The 21,337-nt window shown below is 38.7% G+C and carries 14 protein-coding genes and 1 pseudogene; all 15 read right to left on the bottom strand.

Going from position 1 to position 21,337, the window contains the following annotated elements:
- Complete coding sequence (locus OCV96_RS02810) at nt 1-2,154, bottom strand: glycoside hydrolase family 88/105 protein (protein ID WP_262593436.1); 2,154 nt, start codon at nt 2,152-2,154, stop codon at nt 1-3.
- Nucleotides 2,155-2,170: 16 nt separating this feature from the next.
- Complete coding sequence (locus OCV96_RS02815; protein WP_262593437.1) at nt 2,171-5,314, bottom strand: glycosyl hydrolase; 3,144 nt, start codon at nt 5,312-5,314, stop codon at nt 2,171-2,173.
- A gap of 93 nt (nt 5,315-5,407) precedes the next feature.
- Nucleotides 5,408-6,934: an extracellular solute-binding protein gene (locus tag OCV96_RS02820; protein WP_117467122.1), complete on the bottom strand. Its 1,527-nt coding sequence runs from the start codon at nt 6,932-6,934 to the stop codon at nt 5,408-5,410.
- Between the two features lie 41 nt (nt 6,935-6,975).
- A complete protein-coding gene (locus OCV96_RS02825) occupies nt 6,976-7,890 on the bottom strand; it encodes a carbohydrate ABC transporter permease (RefSeq protein ID WP_181969184.1) in 915 nt (304 codons plus the stop codon).
- Nucleotides 7,891-7,909: 19 nt separating this feature from the next.
- On the bottom strand, nt 7,910-8,863 hold the full coding sequence (locus OCV96_RS02830) for an ABC transporter permease (RefSeq protein WP_117467125.1): 954 nt from the start codon (nt 8,861-8,863) through the stop codon (nt 7,910-7,912).
- Nucleotides 8,864-9,239: 376 nt separating this feature from the next.
- The gene (locus tag OCV96_RS02835) at nt 9,240-11,543 is read right to left on the bottom strand and encodes a helix-turn-helix domain-containing protein (protein ID WP_117569199.1); all 2,304 of its coding nucleotides are present in this window, start codon (nt 11,541-11,543) and stop codon (nt 9,240-9,242) included.
- 176 nt (nt 11,544-11,719) lie between these two features.
- The gene (locus OCV96_RS02840; protein WP_117467131.1) at nt 11,720-11,938 is read right to left on the bottom strand and encodes a hypothetical protein; all 219 of its coding nucleotides are present in this window, start codon (nt 11,936-11,938) and stop codon (nt 11,720-11,722) included.
- A 442-nt stretch (nt 11,939-12,380) separates the two neighbouring features.
- Nucleotides 12,381-14,027: an IS66 family transposase gene (gene tnpC / locus OCV96_RS02845; protein ID WP_227061615.1), complete on the bottom strand. Its 1,647-nt coding sequence runs from the start codon at nt 14,025-14,027 to the stop codon at nt 12,381-12,383.
- Nucleotides 14,028-14,173: 146 nt separating this feature from the next.
- Nucleotides 14,174-14,527 carry an IS66 family insertion sequence element accessory protein TnpB gene (gene tnpB, locus OCV96_RS02850; protein ID WP_138347361.1) on the bottom strand — a complete coding sequence of 118 codons (354 nt, stop codon included), beginning with the start codon at nt 14,525-14,527 and terminating at the stop codon, nt 14,174-14,176.
- Nucleotides 14,520-14,858 carry an IS66 family insertion sequence element accessory protein TnpA gene (gene tnpA / locus OCV96_RS02855; protein ID WP_227061613.1) on the bottom strand — a complete coding sequence of 113 codons (339 nt, stop codon included), beginning with the start codon at nt 14,856-14,858 and terminating at the stop codon, nt 14,520-14,522. The genes tnpB and tnpA overlap by 8 nt, the downstream gene beginning before the upstream one ends.
- Before the next feature lie 76 nt (nt 14,859-14,934).
- A pseudogene (locus tag OCV96_RS02860) lies at nt 14,935-15,144 on the bottom strand (IS256 family transposase); the annotation flags it as partial.
- Nucleotides 15,145-15,519: 375 nt separating this feature from the next.
- Nucleotides 15,520-16,104: a DUF6933 domain-containing protein gene (locus OCV96_RS02865; RefSeq protein WP_262593439.1), complete on the bottom strand. Its 585-nt coding sequence runs from the start codon at nt 16,102-16,104 to the stop codon at nt 15,520-15,522.
- A gap of 5 nt (nt 16,105-16,109) precedes the next feature.
- Entirely contained in the window at nt 16,110-16,433 is a 324-nt protein-coding gene (locus tag OCV96_RS02870; protein WP_262593440.1) for a hypothetical protein, read from the bottom strand.
- A 233-nt stretch (nt 16,434-16,666) separates the two neighbouring features.
- Nucleotides 16,667-18,118 (bottom strand): ATP-binding protein, encoded by a 1,452-nt coding sequence (locus tag OCV96_RS02875; protein WP_262593441.1) that lies wholly within the window; start codon nt 18,116-18,118, stop codon nt 16,667-16,669.
- Between the two features lie 17 nt (nt 18,119-18,135).
- Nucleotides 18,136-21,138, bottom strand: a complete 3,003-nt coding sequence (locus OCV96_RS02880) for a TOTE conflict system archaeo-eukaryotic primase domain-containing protein (protein WP_262593442.1) — start codon at nt 21,136-21,138, stop codon at nt 18,136-18,138.
- Nucleotides 21,139-21,337 lie beyond the last annotated feature (199 nt).

A 21,337-nucleotide genomic window follows, 5' to 3' on the forward strand; every position in this document is an offset into this window, starting at 1 on the left:
TTATTCCTCCTGTTGTGACTCTTTCATTTTTTCCACTTCAATCGCTGCCAACATAACAATCCCTGTTCCATGGGTATCATTCACATTCCATCCTAAATCATTTGCATAATATTCCTTACTAAAGGAATAACCTGATCCGCGGCATACACCATAAATATTACCTTTCCAGTCAACAGCAATTTTACAAAGTGCCCGCCATCCAAGTAATGCTGCTTTTGCATAATCATCACGATTCTTCAGCCATCCATACCTGACGCCTCTGGCAAATCCATAAATAAACATAGCCGTGCAGGAAGTTTCCTGAAAAGAATGAGGAAATGTCAAAACCTGATGCCACATTCCTTCTTTTCCCTGAAGTTTTAAATAACCTCCACAAAGTGTCTGGAAAATCTCAAGAATTTCTTCTCTTTCAGGATCATTATCCGGCATAACCGCCAAAAGTTCTGTAAGGGAAAATAACACCCATCCATTGCCTCTCCCCCAGGGAACCTTTGTCTGAACATGATAATGCGTATCATAAATATGGGACAAAATTTCTAAATCCGGCATAAAAAGATAACCAAAAATCTGTTTTATCTGTCTTACAGCATCTCTCAGATAGAATATATCCCCACTCAGTTCATAATATCGGCATAAAAACGGAATACTCATGTATAAATCATCAGCCCAAATAGTTTCATTCATAATGGGCAGATAAGAATGATTTCTATAAAATGTACCATCGGGCAGTCTCTGTTGCTTATTTCTCATATAATCAGCAACCATGTCTCCAACTTTTCTTCCTTCCGGAATTACATGATCCTTCATCACTTCAAGAAGCGTCGAAGCAATAGAACCGCAGTCATCCAGACTGTCTATCGTAGTCAGCTGATTATGAAAAGGAGCTGCCCCGTAAAAAGCTTTATCCCAAATACAATAATCGTAAAAATCAGTGCATTTTTTCATGTGACCTTCTACATAATCCTGAATTGCCTGATTATTCAAAAGACGTCCACACTGGATCATTCCATACAGTGTAACACCAAGTGGATAGTTCCACTCCCCATACAACACGCCTTCATTGAATGGACGAAGATACATATCCGGCATATCGGCTCTCCAAAAAGAAGCCCCTCCATCTATTTCAAACGGTTTCTGAAAAGACATCATATCTTTCATATTCAAAACCTGATTTTCTGTAAATGGTCCTGCATAAAGCCACGGCTCTTTTCTACCATCTGCCAACAGAACCGGACTTTCCAATTCCAACAAACTGCCTTCACATTGCACGTGCAGAGTGACAGTTTTACCTTCATATGCCAGAGTATGATATCCCCCACTTAATAAATACTCTGCTTTCCATTCTCCTTCAACGGAATCTGTTTCTTTTCCGTCTATCCATAATTTTCCTTTCCCTTCTGATTTTCCAACCAGAGAAACCACTCCGGCAAACGGACAAAAAAATCTTGAGGCACTTACCATTTTTCTATGGTCATCCTTCTCCATATTGAAAAGGCGTTCCGCCACAGTTTTTTGTTTTTCTCCCTGTTCCCAGGATACTTCCGGATACCAATGAATTCCTGTCTCTTCTTCTCCCTCACCAATAACCGGAACCCTTTCAATTGGTCGTTCAAATGCCTTGCTGTACACGAATCCACTCATTCCCTTATGTTCTCTATCCGGACTAAAAAACTGAATTCTTCTTCCTTTATAGGAACTGCTTCCGATATGGAAGCCACATCCCAAGGGAGTAGAAACACTTTGAAAGAAAAGGCTGTTTTCTCCTTCTTTCAGATTCAGACTGATATTGGAAATCTGATCTGCAAATCGTTCCTGCGTATGATTCGTACGATACGACAGCACTCCATTCACCCAAATACTCACAGGACCAAAAGCACTGAAGCGGAAATTAAACGGTCCGGCCTGAGGTACAGAAAGCTTTGCCCATGCATACACATACTGCTCGGGAACAAGCTCCGGCATTTTTTTGTGCAATGCTATCTCATCCATGTAATCTTCTGATATATGGAAATTCCTGCTGCTTCTCAAATAATATTTTACAGGAATTGGAGGATTATCCGCTATAAAGCGATTTGCAATTATCTGCAGAACCTGTTTTACACCGTTGCCAATTCTTACTCCAATTCCATTATCTTGCGGAAAATAATCATTCATAATTGTCTCCTATCTTCTATGGTTCAATGTTTACCAGCTTCTGACTATCATAATCAAAATACGTCCCATCCAGCATATTAGCCAGTGTATTTGTAACTGCTATTGTAATAATGTTTTCATCTTTCTGTAAAACATCCCGAGGACACTGCCAAACATATGGCGTATATGCTTTTACGCCAAGGCTTACTCCATTGATTCTGGTCTCAATACAGTCATAGGTTGGAACCTGAAATCCCAGTTTTATATCAAAACAGTTGACCTGCTGCTCTGTCACGGGTATCTCCAGCTTCATGCATGTCTCATATTCCATCGTACCGCTGTAATACGGAAATCCCTTACACCAATGTCTGTCTGGGCATCCTGTTTCTGGCTGTTTCGTCAGTAATGGTATTCCAGCTGTTTCGGTTACGCCGAAGGAACCCCACAGATACAATGGATCCCTTAATCCATCTTCATCCTTTTCAATATTCATCTGAATCTCAATGGAATTTTTACCTTCCTTCACCATGCTGTATATATTCAAGGCCTGATTATTTTTATCATTTACAAAAACATCGTACCAGTCCTTTTGATCTGCTTTTTTCCCGTTAATGAATAGCTGATAGGATCCCGCCATCGTTTCTCTATCCATAAAAATACATATATCTTCCGGAACTTCATTCATCTGGAATTCCACCCGATACCAACAAGCCAACGGATACGCTGGTGTAATCTTCTTTGGTGTTCCAAAAGCGCCTGAGAATCTTAACTGCTGTTTTTCCAATAATTTAGTAGAATCACACTGTTCAATAAATGTCTTTACTTCCACATTTTCCCACTCTATCCGGTTCAAAGACATATCAACGTATCCAAACCGGCAGAAATTTTTCCCTAAAGGTTTCATCTTCCATTCTGCATCAAGTGGAATCGTAATTTCAGGTCTTATGGAATTATGACTAATTTTGTTATCAGTGCCATTGTTTGAAATCTGAATCCATTGACTTTCAAAACTGCCAAGTCTGATAACAACAGCATTTTCTTCAACAGGAATATTACAGATTTTTCCTGTCTCCAAATCCAATCTGTAAACATTTTTATCGGCAATTGTCGTACATTTATAATCACATGTAAGTTCAACTGCAATGCGTTCTTTTCCCTGATTTGCCGCAAATACATACCAGTTTCCATTCTCATCATAGCGTACAGATACAATCGTATCTTTAGGATTTCCTGAAATTATGCGACAGTGTATATGCTCGTCAATCTGTTCCCTGCACAACTGAATGAGTTCATCATCTTTCATTTCTGTAAAGAAAAATGCCGATGGCTTTTCAAACAATAGCTTCCATCGCTCCTTCGTTTCTTCGTTATTTTCTCCACCATCAATGGCATAAGTAGGAATTTCTTCTATTCCAATAACAGTTCCCCCCTGAGCCGTAAATTCCTCCAGTTTATTTCTTGCATATGATTCCATACAATGACAAGGAGGCAAAATAACCACAGAATATGCCGCCTTTCCCAAATGAATCTTTCCATCTGAAATCTCCGCATCTTCCAGCATCTCGGCATCCAAATGATCGTAGTCCAGCTGATTGAATAACAATGTTTTACAGATATGAACCCATCTTTCTCTTAGATAATCGCATTTTTTCTGTTCCCTCTCGCTTTCACCCCGGTAGGGAAAACCGTGGAACGGATTTCCAAGTTTTGTCCACAAAGCAGCTACCGGATCCAACACAGCAATCTGAATATCCGCATCTGTATTTGTTACCATTACACCCATTCGGCCTACATAATCCGCAAGCTTTCGATAATATTTCCAGTAAGGATTCTGTAGAAACTGTGAAGGTGGTGCGTCGTGTTTTGTAATATCCTGAATGGTATAATAGAATGCATGAAAATTGTAAAGGTTAATCCCGCTGCTTCCCAATCGGTCAATCATCCACTTCGCATCCTGAAGAGTCATTGTCCAACCAACACTGTGAAAGCTCTCAATCATCGCATACTTTTTCCCCAGTTGTCTTGCCAGAGAGCTGACTGCCTTGGCATTACTCCTATAATTATGAATATATTCATCATAAATCCATTCCAGAGGTTTACCCAATTTCTCATGGGCCGTATCCCCCCCTACGATATCACTGTAACGTTGTGTACTGTGTCGCATGGAAGGCACTTCCGTAGCATATTGTAAATGATGCTCCCGACACCAGTCAGAAACCTGTTTATGATAGCTCGTCCGGAAAAGAATATGAGCTGTTTCATACAAGTCATATCTGACTTTCATGGCATTCTCAAACGAATCATCGTGCAGCGCCGGCATACAATCAAGAAGAGAATATCCGTTACGTTTTTCAAATTCTTCCGGGAGAAGCTTTGACCAAGGAATGGGGCTCAAAAGTCCAACTTCATCAGAGAACATTCCATGAACAGTAATACCAAACTGGTCTCCTACCGCTTTCTCGTAGCGTTCATGTGTTGTTTCTAAGAATGTACGCACTGCCTCCTTATTGCATGGATCAAAAAATCCTCCATAGTACTTAAAATCACCCATGGCCATTTCCATATAGAGTTCTATTCGCCATGTTCTCTCTGCGAGTTCCGGCAGAACAGTTTTCAGTATTTTGGATGGACCATACGAAAAAAATCGCTTATTATTGTATTTAGTAAGGCCTGTCTGCTGATAGATTTTTTCTTGCTGCAGATTTCCAATACAATCCTTTAAATCAACCGCTTCATCCCAGCAGGTATTCCCTCCTTTATCAACCGGATAAGCTTTTGCAAACAGGACACGACTCCAGCCTAAATTTACTTCAACCTCCCCTCCTCTCGATTTTTCTACTTTTTTATGCACTAATATCATATGTTCTGCTTCCGGATGCTCTAACAACACCTCTCCGCCACTCATACCGCTCGGATATGGATACTCATCATATAACCATGCTTCGAGACCATATCTTCTCGCCTCTGCGCACGCATACTCTACCATTTCGAACCATTCCTTCGAAAGATATGGAATCGTCATTCCCTGTCTGGCACAGATAAACATCCCCCCAAGTCCCTTATCTGCCATCTCCTTAATCTGATGACTTATTTCTTCTTTCGTAATATCTCCATTCCAAAACCAGAATGGCTTAATCCGGTACTCTACCGGCGGATTTTGAAATTCTTCTTTAAATATCATGTAACCGTCTCCTAAAATCAGAAAATGCAGGAACTGCACCGGACCTGCGCCCATTCTGCATCTCCTGCACTTTCTTTCTAAGTCTCTATTATTTTATTTTGCATAAACTGCATTTACTTCTTCAATAACCTTGTCTCCGCCACTCTTAGACCATAAATCCCACTGAGCCTTCAACTGTTCTTCATCAATCTGTCCTACAATAAACTGAATTCTTGCATCTTCAATGATTTTATCAAGCGCAACACCGTTTTTAGTATATTCTTCTGAATCACCCAAAATACCGGCAGTTGGATCAGATACTGCATACTGCTCATTGTTCTTAATTGTTTCCTGCTGCTTGTAATATATTTCCGTTTCATTTAAGGTCACATATGGATCTGTATTCGGAGCATACTCTGTATAAGAAACCAGCTGGTTCAATGCCTGATATTCCTGATTTAAGGTTGCATCATGGCTTCTTGTAAGTTTTCCGTCAGCTTCAAGTTTAAAATGCTTATCCTGCAAACCATAGTTTGCAAGAGTCATCATCTCCTCATCATTCATTTTGTCCAAGAAATCAAGACATTTACGTACATCATCCTCAGTCTTTGCTGCCTTTGTAATTACGAAAAATCCCTGACATCCCAGTGTAGCCATTGTTCTCGGCTCCGCATTTTCATCTGCTTTAACTGCTCCCACGAAATCCATCTCAGGACCTACAATTCCCTGATTTTCAAAGTAATCTGCTACACGACGTCCATCATCTATGGCATCTACAATCATTCCGGCTTTCTGCGTTTTCAAATCATCTGCCTTAGTTGCCGCATCTCTTGTGGGGAAATCTTTCTTGATCAGGCCTTCCTCGCATAATTTGCGCAGCCACTTTAAACATTCCAGATATTCCTCTGTCTGATGATCCGGTACTAATTTACCATCAACTTCGCCCCAGCCATTTGGAGCTCCAAACCATGTTTGAATGATATCTAACGGCACAGTATCCTTTGTAAGTGTAAGACCATATGTGTCATCCTGTCCGTTTCCATCCGGGTCACCATAAGTAAATGCATAAAGCATATTATAAATGTCTTCTACAGTTTCCGGTTTTTCCAAGCCCAACTTGTCTGCCCAGTCTTTTCTGTAAGTCATACCGTACCGTCCCAATGCACGTCCACGATAAATTCCATAAAGTTTTCCATCAATACGGATATTATCATTTACTACCGCCTTGGAATTTTTCAAATGAGGAAACTCCTGCAGCAATTCTTCTATATCCCACAATGCACCGGCTTTTGCTGCATTGATGATAGCAGGAGACTTTGTTTCTGTTGCAATAATCTGGGGCATATCCTCTCCACCACCAGCTAATATCAGGTTCAGCTTATCATTATAGTTATCCTTCGGTGTCCACATAACATCAAGATTCACACCTGTATAATCTTCCACTTTTTCTATAATCTCAGCACCTGTTTCACCCTTCATTGGATTGCCGGAATAATCATAGGTCATAACCTTTAAGTTGTACCTTCCGTTTGCATCAGTAGACGCCTGATTTTCACTTCCACCGCATCCCGTCAAACAGCCTGCAGCTGTTATTACCGCAAGTCCCATCGCAATGCTACGTTTCATTGTTCTTTTTTTCATGATAGATAACCTCCTAAATAATGTTGTTTGAATTCTATTTATTAGCCTTTTACTGCTCCAACCATAACACCCTGTTCAAAATATTTCTGAACAAACGGATATACACATAGAATCGGAATCGTTGCAACTACGGTCGCTGCCATTTTTACCACCTGCTCCGGCGGCGTACCACCCACTCCAAAGTCAACCGCACTACCATCTGCACTTGCTCCCTGCGCCAGTAAAACAATCTGTCGCAAAATGATCTGAACCGGGAATTTCTCAGTTGAATTTAAGTAAATCAGTGAGTTAAAGAAATCATTCCAGTGGGATACCGCATAAAACAATCCTACTGAAGCAAGTGCCGGTTTGGACAATGGAAGAATAATTTTTGCAAAAATCCCAACATCAGAACATCCATCTATTCTGGCAGCTTCTTCTAATTCATGAGGAAGTTCCTGAAAGAAGTTTTTCACAATAATCAAGTTAAATGCATTAACAGCACCCGGAAGCATTAATGCCCAATAACTATCTAATAGTCCCAATCCCTTTACCACCAGATAATTTGGAATCATACCTCCTGAAAACAGCATGGTAACTATAATTACATTTAGCACCACATTTCTTCCCTTCAAATTGCTTTTTGACAGTGGATATGCAAGAGTAGTGGTAAATGCCATATTGACGACTGTACCCGCTATCATGATAAAAAATGAATTAGCCAATCCTCTGAAGATACTTCCGTCTGCTATAATGTATTTGTAGGCATTTAAGGAGAACGTATGCGGAATGATGAAGAATGCTCGCTCTACCAACTCTTTTTCTGTCGCAAAGGAACCGGCTACTATATAGAGAAAAGGTACAATTGTGAGTATACCAGCCATAATGCAAATCAAATACACAACAGCCATTCCGACTCGTTCCACTGGATTCAATTTGATTCCCCTATGTTTCTTTTTTGCTGCAATTGTTAACATCTGTCGCTCCTTCCTTCCATTAGTATAAGCCTGTTTCGCCACATTTTTTACAAATCCAGTTTGTCGTCAAAACCATAACCGTCGCAACTACGGATTTAAACATTCCCACTGCCGTACTGTAAGAAAATGCGCCTTGCGTAATACCTAGTGTATACACATATGTATCAAATACTTCTGCCACCGAAGAATTCAGAGAGTTTTTCATCAAGAAAATCTGCTCAAATCCTGTATTCAGCAAAGTTCCTACCTTCATAATCAACATAATAATGATAGTACTTTTGATTGCCGGAAGTGTAACATGCCAAACCTGTCTTAGTTTGCCTGCACCATCTACCTGAGCCGCCTCATATAATTGAGTGTCTACACCGGCTAAAGCAGCCAGGAAAATAATCATTCCCCATCCTGTTTCTTTCCATATGTTTTGAATTACAATAATCCATCGGAAATATTTAGGATCAGACAGAAATTCCAGTTTATTCCCCGTCAATGAATATATAATCTGATTAATTACACCTGAATCTGTATTTAACAGTGTAAACGTAATACTTGCCACTATAACCATAGAAATGAAATGTGGAATATATATCATCGTCTGAATTGATTTCTTCATGAACTTATTCTTAATTTCATTCAAGAGCAATGCCAGAATAATCGGCATGGGAAAAAAGAAAACCAAGTTCAATATAGAAATCGAAAAGGTATTTACAAGAAGCATCTTAAAGTCAGGATTCATAAAAAATGTTTTAAAATGTTCAAGTCCTACCCATTCACTTCCCAAGATTCCCAAATAGGGGCTGTAATTTTGGAAAGATATAACCAACCCCGCCATTGGTACATATTTGAAAATCACAAAATAAATGATTCCAGGAAGCATCAACAGATACATCCATTTGTGCCGTTTCATATAGCTTAGCAGTGTTTCTTTCTTTCCATAAGAAACTGCTCCAGCACCGGCCGTTTTTACTCTCGCCATAAGCCAACCTCCCTTTTCTTAATATGGGTTCCTTTTCACTTTATCCTCCGGAAACTCCATGCATTGCTTTGTTTGCTTATGGCTTTATCTTACTGATTATATTCAAAATTTCAACAATCATTATATTTACACAATTATAGACATTTATTACAAACGCAATTTGTGTATATTGTACAATTACATATCAAAACGAACCGTTATTCACAAAAAATAATCAGATTATTGCATGATCTATGCTCATAACTACACATTTTGATTATTCTTATTGTTCTTATAATAGACAAAATGCTCTCTGCTTTGCGAAACAATTATCCCTTATTAATCCTTGCAAAAAAGAAGATAGATTCGCATTGCATGAATCCATCTTCTTGATGTTTTATTTATACTGTTTCCGATATTGTCCAGGAGTAATATCCATATGTTTTTTAAATAAGCGGATAAAGTTCTGCGCATTACTGTAGCTTAATCGTTCCGCAATTTCTGCAACAGAGAGATCCGTTTCTACCAACATCCTTTTTGCCATCTCCAGCTTTTGTCCTGCAACATAATCGGTAAATGTCATATCCTTGGTATTCTTCATAACACGCCAGATATAACTCGGATGACATCCAACCTTTTCAGCGCACTCACTTAAAGTCAGATCTCCACCATTCTTTTCTACCAGTTCTGTAATCTTATCCATGACCATTTCAGAACTGCTTTTTCTAAATTGGTTCATTCGATTAATTACCGGAACAATTACCTTTGTTTCGTAAAACATTTTGATACTTCGAGAATCATACAGCTGATTAAACTGTAAAAACAGATCTTCGTCCCCTTCCGGAAATAAATCATAAATCGGAATTCCCGCATCTGCAGGGACAGATAAAATTGCCAATAAAAATCGATGGAAATAGTAATGCTGCTCATACAACACAACACCGGACTTATTGACCTCTTTCATGAATTCATTGGTAATGGCAAAGGCACGCTTTTGGTCGCCGGAATCGATTGCCTCTTTGATCGCAGCATCTAATACCAGATTGTAATCACTTCCACCTGGGCTATGTCCAATCAAATCCCCATAATACGTGACGGAACTATCCTCCATAGATATACCTTCTATATTTTCATCACGATTTGAGTATTCATTTATCTTCAATGCCTCCAGACTTTCATTATATGCTCGACGAAAACCAGTTTCCTGTTCAAAGATACGGCTAACACCCATATCAATATACCCACCACAAATCTCTGCAATAAAACTTGAAAGACTGTTTCTGAGAGCAACTAATTTCTGTTCTGTCTCATCTCTGTTTTTCCCATCCACAATCATTACAATAGCTCGCGTGTAGATAAACGGCGGAAAAAGGAGCATCTTTTTTATTTCTTCCGGAAGATGATTCAATAATTCCAGATTCAGGGCATCTATTCCTGTCTGATCACGGTCTGTTTCGTACAGTGGACAAAATATCACCGATGTAACGCAAAGACATGAATCAAATTTCATTTGAAGTCTCTCTTTTATCCTTGTTATTTCTTCCTCTTTTATCCGTCCACGTACCAGACGTATGGCAAACAGTTCTTTTACCTGATTCTTCTGTCGGTCAATCACATCCTTCAGTTCTTCATTATGGCCAAGAAGAGAATGTATTCCTTCCTGAATCAGATTAAATTCATCCTCATCTTCTTTTTCCTCTTCCGGAATAACAGACTTCACCTGGTTCACTAGATTTTTCACCGGTTTATACACAAAAAAGCTACCAAAACCACTAATAATCCCTGTAACCATGAGGACAATCATAATAATTCCAATCATCGTAAACAATATTTCAAGAAACTGGCTGTCTGCCGCTGCTGAATTATATCCAGCCACATAAACCCAACCGCTAACCGATGCCTTACGCTTTACGATATCATAGACTCCTTCAGATGTATGAATCGTAGTTTCATTCATATTCTCCAAAAATTCCGGATGATTCTTGTAATAAGAATAAACGGCTTCATTTTCAGAATAGACCATCTCTCCATTCTGATCCATAACTAACAAACTACCATTACCCAAGCTATCGTGAAACAGATCTTCCATGGCACTTTGTTTCATATTCACTACTAATACAGCATCTGTATGCGCTGTATTAGTCGGCATTTTAACCACATACATAAGATATTGGTCATCGACATATTGGGAATCAATTGCATTTTCACCTTCATCATTCCCTATATGATTCACCCAGAAAATGCGCTGATATGCATCTGCCAACTCTTCCAGCCACTCATAGTTTGCAACTACATCCATGGAATTAAATCCCTTATTGCTTAGAACCCATTTCTTTTTATAATTAATAAAACTATACCCGTCTGCATAGTTAATGTAAGATTCGCCTCCGCTTATTTCATCAATAAAACTTCGAATCTGAGGATAGGGGATATCATCATACTCCTGATCAATTATCTCCTTCGTAGAACTTCGTCCAGCTATCATAAGAAAATCCTGCCGTACAGCGTCCAACACATTTTCAGTCCTATTCTCCACCTGCAACAACGCTGTCTCATTGGATTGGCGAATACTATCTCTTACCGCTGAAACAGCACTATGATAAGAATAAAAACCAAGAACCAAAAGTGGTACAATGGCAATTGCCATAAAATACAGAAAAATTCTCCGACGATATGTAGGTACTTTTCGCTTTCCAATCATCGAACCGCTCCTTAAAAATCATAAATCAACCTCTAATCACACAAAAGTATATCATGACAACGTAATTTTGGACAGCGTTCTTTTCATGTTTTTTACGGGAGTTTGACAGTTGTTGAATAATGAAAAAATAACTCACAGGTATTTATTTACGGGTATCACAAATAACTCTAATATTACTATTTCTGTTTGGTTACTTTTGTTTCCACAAGAGTTCCATTTGGATATTGCGTTGCGCTATATTTAGAATTTCCATTATCCGTTTGTACTTTAACTACTCGTCGGTTAGAATCAGTAATACGTGCTTCTAATCTGTCTCCCGGTTTATTTAAAATTCCCAGTTTGCTAACAATCTCTGAATTATCCATTTTCCCAAATATACTTAATAAATTTTTCATTTGCCCTTCCTATTCTGCCAAGCCTAAATCTATTGATTTTACTGGCTTTGACGATATTTAGTGTCTGCTGATCAAACCGTTTCCGGTTCAAAATCAGCAGACACTACGTACCTATTTAAAACAATTATACTCACCAGAACGTGAAGAAGTATTAAGAAATAATGCTGGACGTATAAGTTTTTCAGAACCATTTTTTTAAATCCTATATAAGAATGCTAAACGCTCAACAATCATAAACAGGTATCAAAAAGGTATCACACCACCAAAAGCCATACGACAGAGTCTCTATAAATGTCTTGGTTATCTATTCATATCTCTTAAGAATATTGATTTTACAAGGTTTTTCCTACATTGAATGAAGAAAAAAATAGACCTTGGAATGTAAGTACGTAATCATCGGTACCTTGTATTTTAATAAATGCCGCCCATTGGGCGGCACATTTTATTTCTTCTCTTTAGTTCGAAATCCTTCCGGTAATTCATCTGACCATGGCAGAAGCCGATTTAGGTCATCCGGTTTTGGAAAAGGACCCATTTTACGAAGCTCGTCTAACACATAGGTAAGATATATATACGGCTTCAGTCCATTCAGCAGGGCAGTTTCAGCGATACTGTAAACAACTGCGCTGGCATCTGTGCCACGGATACTCTTGGCAAACAGCCAATTCCGGCGGCCGACCGCAAAATTTTTGATGGCGCGCTCCGCACTATTATTATCAATGCTCAGATGTCCGTCATCCAGATATCGTCTGAGATAGTTTTCCTGATTCAGCGTATATAAAATGGCATCACCAATAAGGGAAGATCTGTCTGCAGAATCTTCCATCGAATGCAGCCATTCAAACAGGGCATCCACCACTGGACGTGACTGTTTCTGACGTTCCTGATACCGTTCTTCCGCCGTCTTATCTTTGATCAGTTCCTCCACTTTATACAGGATTCCGATCCTCGTCATTGCCTGATATGCAATGGTTTCTTTCAGCTGCTCTTTGGTAAAATCTTTTTTTAATGCCGTAAGCGCAGCATCAAAACGGCGTCTGGCATGGGTAAAGCATCCTGTTACGGTGATGGAATCGTTCAGTCCATGATACGCCTGATACCCATCGCAGGTCAGATATCCATGAAATGTATCTCCAAGGAAGTTTACCGGGTGATATCCGGCACGCGTTCTCTCATAATCAAAGAGAACCATCTGTGGGGCTTCACTGTAACGGTCTGTCAGGTATACCCACATCCAGTTTTGAGATGATCCTTTCTGATCCGGTTCATCAATCACCTGGATCCTGGTTTCATCGCAATGGATGTATCTGCTCTTTAGGAATTCTTCCTTCATCTGACCATAAAGCAGTCCCAGATACCGGTCTGCACAGCTGATGATCCAGTTTGCCATTGTTTTTGTCGATAGGTTTAAGTCATACCTTGCGAATTCACGTTCCTGTCTTGCCAGCGGCATACCATTGACATACTTTGCATTCATGATTCCGGCAACCAGTGAAGGAGTAGCAATGCTTCCCTTGATCAGCGGAAACTCTCTTTCCGGCCGGATCATAGCACCACATTTTGGGCAACTGTATACATAGGTCACTTCTTCTTCAACTTCAAAAGTGGATGGAATGAATTTCAGCCGTTTTACAACTTCTTTTGTGACGACTTTATACTTTGTTCCACAGTCCGGACAATAGCGGTCTTCGCCGGTCAGTTTATATTCGATTGTTTCTGTCACTTCGAAATTAGAAAGATCTTCTTCCTTTTTGCCGGTGCGTTTTTTCCGTTTGTGCGATGGAATCACGATTTCCTCTTCAATCTCAGCAGCATCCGTATCTGCATTGGCTTCAGCCTCATTAAACAGATCCATCTGTTCATATCCATCTGCGTATTTTTCACTGGAAGAACCGAAACGTCTTCTCTGTGCGAGAGCAAGACGATCTGAAAGCATTGCATTCATAAATTCCAGTTCTTTCTGCTTGTCTTTCAGAAGCTGTACCTCGGTCTCTTTTTTTCGAACCTGATTCTGCATGATTCTCATAACTTCCATCATGTTTTCGCGGCTCATGTTATTCAGCTGTTCTTCTGTAAAAAACGGATCCATCCGGTAATCTCCAAACTCTTATATGATAATTCCAGTATAGCATAGAAAGTCCGGCTGTTCGAGAAAAATCAACGTTTTACTGTGTAGGAATATATACCGATATCCACGAGTATTTCGTGCTTTTTGCGAATTGACAAATCCGTTCTTTATACAACAATCTTTGGATGTCTTTCTTCAAAAGCTCCCTTCGGAGTAAGTGAAAGACCATCACAAAGCCAATGCATTTCTTTCAGGGTTACTTTCTGTAATTCATCCGGAGTATCCGGCCAGTGAAAGGAATCCCTGTCAAGCCTCTTCATCAGAATCCAGAAACCGGATCCGTCCCATTGCAGAATCTTAATAGAAGTCCGCCTGCGGTTGCAGAACGCAAACATGCAGCGCGAATAGGGATCGAGTTTGAATTTCAGCTTGATAATTGCAGCAAGTCCGTGATAGCTTTTTCTTAAATCGGTAGCTCCACAGGCAAGGTAAACGGTTGTGCCACCTGCCAGATCAAGCATGGTCTTTTAATCCCTGAATCAGAACACGAAAAAGCTCTGAAGGGCACTCTGGCATCACTTCAATCCGAATGCTGTTAGTGATAAAAATACGGACTGGAGACAGACTGGTGTTCAAAGTCTCATTCGTCGAAATTTCTTTTTCTGTTGGCATTTTTGCAAAAATCATATCTGTATCCGATTGTTCGTCCAATGTTTTCAGCTTGCACATCCAGTAACTCATTGTAGAGACTGGAACGTGATGTTCCTGACACCATGTTTTGCAAGTCTGCCCACTGGATTGGAATGCGCGGATTCTTTCAGACCACAGCGTGATTTTTTCATCTGTTTTCATAGTGATACAGTTTCCTTCCTTTGTTATGAAAAGAGTGTATCAGAAAAATATAGTTGCGGACAGATACGGATGATTACGTACTTACGTTTCGATAGTCATACTTGGAATAACCTAATTCCTCATCCAGTTCCTCATCCAAAGCACCTTCCAAAAGGACAGACATCATGTCACGCATGATACTGTTTACATCGGTGCCGTCTTTGATACTGATATCATTATTCTTCAGATAATCACGCATCATTTCTCGCATTGCTGCTTTTTGTGGGCTGTCTTTTCTTCTTGCCATAAAAATAACCTCCAAACTGAGTAATTTTATCTTACATCAGTTTGGAGGTTTACACAAACTTTGGGATACTCCCGCGGGTTCCAAGACTTGTGGCTTTTATTCAAACTCGCAGAGTCTGGTTTGATTCAGGTTATTTAAATATGGCTATCTATACTGTTTTGTATTGATAACCCATGTCTTTTCCACACATTATTTTTCGTTTAACATATTTTTAGTACCAATCCAGTACCATTGCATTTTTTCATTATTGTGTGTAGTTTTGGTGGCTTGCAGGTTCGTTTACTATTCGCAAAATAATTTTCTGCTGGCTTGCTTGTCCACCTATGAAAATTATAATCTCCAGTCGATATTCCTGCAAGAAGAAGTTTTGTGGTACTAATGGTTAGTACCACGATTGTTTTCTATGTACTGAGCGAAATCAATTACCTTTGCTGGCTTTCTCTTAGTAGCAATCCCTAGTCGTTCCATGTCTAATTTAAAAGGTTCGTTCGGATATCCATACGCATCAAATCCCTCTGGCTGGCAAATATCTCTGTTCAGATACTCACTAAGTTCCCACTGATACTTTGCTTCTTTCTCCAGCTTCTTACCAAAATACTGTGCATCCATTACCATTCTGTTAATGCCACCAACCGATTTCCTACCATGAGTTTTGGTTATAGTTGTATCGCCTGACATTTTAAAATACTGCTCTATCTGCTCCTCGGAATATCCCATTTCCTGCATCATGCCATGAATTACACGGATAATATACATTGCATAGTAATTCCAGTTTCTTGGTTCAATATCTGTCATTGCTATTGTATAACGATTACTGGCATTTACAATAAACAAGACATTTCTTCCTTTTATTTTCGTCAAATGTGTGTCCCAGCAGAACACAAGTGAAGCACCTTTGCTTTCTTCAATCTTTGTTGTTTTTAGTCGGTCTTGAACTGCTTTTGTTGCACCAATCTCCATATGTATCACCTGCTCATCTCAAGTATTCTCTTCACTTCCAACTGTAATTCATCACTAAAGTCTGATAAATCACCATATGCAATTACTTTCAATCTAATAAGACGAACAATATCCCATATCACCTCTGACTTACTCATCTCCATGATAACACCCAGATGACGCTTATCTTCTTTTATCCGTTTTTCAAGTTCCCAGAATTTCTCTGATGCAGGCTTTTTATCATCATTCAGAAAATTTACATACTCTTTAACAAGACCTTCCATATAATTTTCCTGCCAGCCTGATAATCTTTCTCGAAATAATTTCCAATCCTTTTTGCTTATGTCCATGATTTTGAACCTCCTCAGTCTCATGTTAGTCTCAACAAACAACTTCAAAAATGAGACTGACCTGAGACTACAACTTTATAATTCACCTGCAACTACCGATTTTATCGCATTTTGCTATATCATAGAGTCTCACTCAGTCTCAAATCTAGTGAGACTTCGTTGAGACTAACTTCGGAATATTCTTGAGTAAAAGTTTGGGTGTCACATTGAGTGCCATATTTACTGTCATTTACTTACCTAATTTTCCATCTTCCACCATTATCTGGACCTTTTCGTTCTATGATACCTTTATCCTTTAATTCTGATATATATCTAGCAATTGTTCTATCTGTGACATCTAATGCTATTCTTAATTCATCAATAGAAATATTCGGGTTTTCCGAAATCATTTTCAGAATCTCATATGCTTTAGCAAGCTTCTTCTTAGAATACTCTGGCATTAACTTCTTAATTTTTTCTTCCGAAATTTCTATGACATTTTCTATGACATTTTCTATGACATTTTCATTCACCTGTGTTGCATAATTAGTGCCATAATTCAGATTATACAAAGTCAATGTAAAATCATCATTATCTGCATCAAAGACAGGCATCTTGGACTCATCAAATTCAACCTGTCCCTCGTAGTCTGCCAATATTTTCTTAAATCCACTACCTCTACGCTCCATGTACTTCAAGCGGCTGAATATATCAGCTAATATCGGATTTCTTCGCTTTGATGGAATTTTTAATAAATCTTTTCCCTCAAGAGATATTCCACTTACCATTCCACCGGGTGAATATATTTCGATTCTGTCATCGAACATATCTATATGAACTTCACTGCCTATCTCCATATAGTTTCTATGAATTAATGCATTTACCACACCTTCAAGCACTGCCCGATCCGGATAATCCGGCATTTCAATTCTGCCGTCCCCAACCTTACGCCATGCCTTCTTAGAGTTATTTCTTACAAAATCTGTTCCATCTTGTAATAATGTGACAAGACTGCCAGTATATTCCTTATCATCAAGTGCATCTACAATTCCAGATGCCTTCGTAAGTCCATTCCATCTTGTACAAAATAATCTGGAATGACGAACCGGAGATTCATCTGCCAGAAGTGCTCCTGCATTCGTCAGATTGCCTTTCTCATCAATCAAACCAAAAGATTCATAATCTGTATCTTCAAATGCATTTCCTGTTCTTTGCTTATATACCGATTTTAATTTTGTGAAAGACATATTGCTAAAATCATATCTTGACTTCAGACTATCATAACTTTCACCACTTCCACGAAGTACCAACTCTCTTAACTGTGAAGGTGTTGCTGGAACACTTTCATTTCCAATACGCATAAACGCAATAAGTTGTCCATCGCCTTCATAATAGTATGGTGTCTGCTGCCCTTTCATAACTTCTACAATAACAAACGTCTTGTCTTTATCTTTTTCAAATGAAAGCTCAAACTCTGGTATTGGATTAAGATGTGTTTTAATTATCTCACTAATTTTCTCTGCATCTCCTTCAGCATCCGAAAGACCAACCAACGCATCATCGTTTGCCACACCAAATACCAGCCTACCACCATAACAATTTGCAAATGCACTTATACTCTTACACCAGCTTTTGGGTTTCTTTGTCTCAAGTGCAACCTTTTTATCGTAATCTGTAGCTTCGCCGATTAGCTGCTTTATGTCCATAAATTCACTTCCTTTTATTAATTCTCATAATCTTCTGGGGCCTTGCCATCATTATTTCTAAATGTAATCTCCATCAATTCACCTGCTATCCCTTTACTCCTTACTCTCATAATACTATCATCAACCTTATCTTTCGCTAGCAGATTAATATTTCCATACCAGACTACTTCCTGATCAATAACAGCAAATCGATCACAATATTCTTCTACTGTTCTAATATAAAACCCAGCTCTACGCATATCTTCATGTAACTGCATCCAGTATGCAGCATCACCAAATCCATAGGAATCTGGAGTCCACGTGACTATTGTGACCTGAACTCCTGACATCTGTTTTTCCTTTAGCATATTGATTAACTCATAAACTTTTGATCCGCTGATTACGGGGCTGGAAATAATTATATTCTTATTAGAATCAAGCAAATCTTTATGATAATTTTCACTATAATTATTTCCATCATATATTGCATTAACCGTCTGTTTAACAGTTTGCAAACCATCGCCAAACTCATATCCGATCTGTTTATATGCTTTCAGCCGCTTCATATACATATTATTAAACATTGGAATATGATTATCCACATAATCATATATTATCACATTTTCTTTACCTGCATAATCACGATTCAGTCTTCCTGCATACTGTTCCACTACACCGCGAAATGATACAGGTGTTGCCATAAAAAGTGTATCCAGTCTTGGAAAATCAAAGCCTTCTCCTACAAGAGAACCTGTAGCTATCAGTATAAGTGATTCATTCTTATCAACCTGATGCATCTGCTCAAGAATCTTCCTGTGTTCTTTCTTAGAGTTGTTACCTGTCATAAGAAATACATGATCTGCATAGCTTTTTAACCGTTCATAGAATTTTTCAGAATGATCCTTGTATCGTGACAAAACAACCGGTGTCCGGCCTGCTGCTACGCAATTCTTCACATCCTCAATAATCTGCTCATCCCTGACGTCATTATTATGAATAATCTCATATGCTTCATTTGGATGCATCTTATCGGTAATTACACCTCTAGGCGGTACAGTCCTGGTAAAACGCGGGTACACAAGATGCTGTATTCCCTGCTCCTTTGCTTTTTCCTTGGCCGTATAGCTATATCTTATAGGTCCGATAAGCATATAGTTGATTTTTTCCAGTCCATCTCCTCTTTTGGGAGTTGCTGTCACACCATATACATACTTTGCTTTCACTTCTTTTAAAACATTGGCTATTGTTTCTGAGGCAGAATGATGACACTCATCAATCAACACGAGTCCATATTCATTCATCATCTTATGATACTTACCCTTTTTGCACAATGAACCTGCCATTGCAATGTCTATGATTCCTGTCATTGAATCATGTGCTCCCTGTAATGTTCCAATCAGGCTTTTTCTTTTCCTTACTCTTCCTGTCTTAGTCTCATAAGTTGGAAGTCCCTCATTGATATTTAAGAATTTTTCCAATGCCTCTTTCCACTGCTCTATAAGTGCAGAAGATTCAAGAATAATCAATGTATTTATTTTCTTTTGTGCAATTATTGCACTACTGACCACCGTTTTGCCAAATGCTGTTGCTGCATGAAGTATTCCATTATCATACTTGATCAGTTCTTTTAATGCCTTATCCTGTTCGGGACGCAATTCACCTTTAAAATCCACATTAATTTTTCTGCCCTGCTGGCGCTCATCTTCCATTTCGTAATCAATATCTGCCTGTTTTATGTTTTCCCAAAGTTCGTCCTGCAGTCCCCGTGGTATCTGTATATATCCGCTCAGATGATCTTTCCCAAGATAAATCCATCTTGCTGTATCATAATTTGATGTTCCTATTGCCTGATTCTTATAGAAAACCGGATTACTGATTGCCGCCATTCTCCGGATTCTATTCTGCATAGCCGCTTTTAAATTCGTATTGTCTACATATATTCCATTCGACAAGATAATATGTAATTTTCCTTCTACGTCATTTTTATTAAAATGCTGCATTCTGTTCCATGGTTTTTCCCTGTCACTTTCAGCAGCATTTGCTGCAATATCATCAATAATATTTGACCATTCTTTTATTTTCTCTTCCAAAAATTCCTGCGATAATCTTGGTTTATTAAATAAAGTTTCCCATTGATTAGGATATGCATTCCAATTACCATCAATAAATGCACTGTTCCCATCTTGCAAAGCTTTTCCCTGCAATGGCAATGCAATCAGATTGCCAACAGCACTATCCTCCGGTAATGAATCCTGTGCAGGCAACATTCTATCATAGTATTTAAAAGATTTTAAGTTAATCTGTTCCGCACCCTTGTCCAGCAGAGCAAATCCAAATTTTCTTACAAATGAAGCATCTATCGGCTTATCAAAGAATATCCATACATGTGCACCTCTGCCAGATCTTGAGCGTTCTACTAACGGCTCTATTCCGTTTAATACACAAATTTCTCTCATTGACTCAACTTCTTCCACCCATGTATCATCAGAATTTGCAAAGTCTTTCTCTTCTGCATCCTTATCATGATTATCAAAGTCAAATACCATAAATCGACATGTTCCATTACTAAGAAGAGGATAAACGCCTATTACATCCGATGCATTATATGCATTTCCCTGCAAATGATTTAATATATCTTTCTTCGTTATTGTTTTATAAGAACGGTTCTTGCAGTCCTTACAGTTAATCCCATCCTTTATCTTCTTATGACACACATTTGTCCAGAAATTATTACACTGTGGATAGTATGCAGCCTTTCCTGTTTCTTTATTAACACTACGCTTTGCATAGACATCCTGTCTTCCCCAGAACATACTAAAAAACTGATTTGCCATATTTTCTGTTATTGCCTGTGGATGAATGATTCTTTTACCCTGTTCTGGATCAAAAGCTTCTTTACTACCACTTTGTCTTAATTTTGATAATTCCTTATGGTATGACAATCCTGCTTTGTCCAATATATTTTTCAATATCTGATTTTCCAACTGCAGGTCATTCAACTTTTTCTGAAGTTGTGATATGTTCTCTATTGAATCACGCATCTTGACATACCTCCCATTGCAATGCCTAAAATCACAGCTCCTCTGCCAGTGTTATTCTATAGTTATCAAACTTAAGCACTTTAAAACTCTTATCAGATACATTGAGTCCATCACAATTTTGTAAGAAAAGCATATACTGATTTGATAATTCAAAATTAATGAATCTCCTAACATCATCATTAATCAAACAATCTGCATT

Origin of the sequence: Waltera acetigignens, assembly GCF_025567015.1 — a bacterium.
Classification (GTDB): Bacteria; Bacillota; Clostridia; order Lachnospirales; family Lachnospiraceae; genus Acetatifactor; species Acetatifactor acetigignens.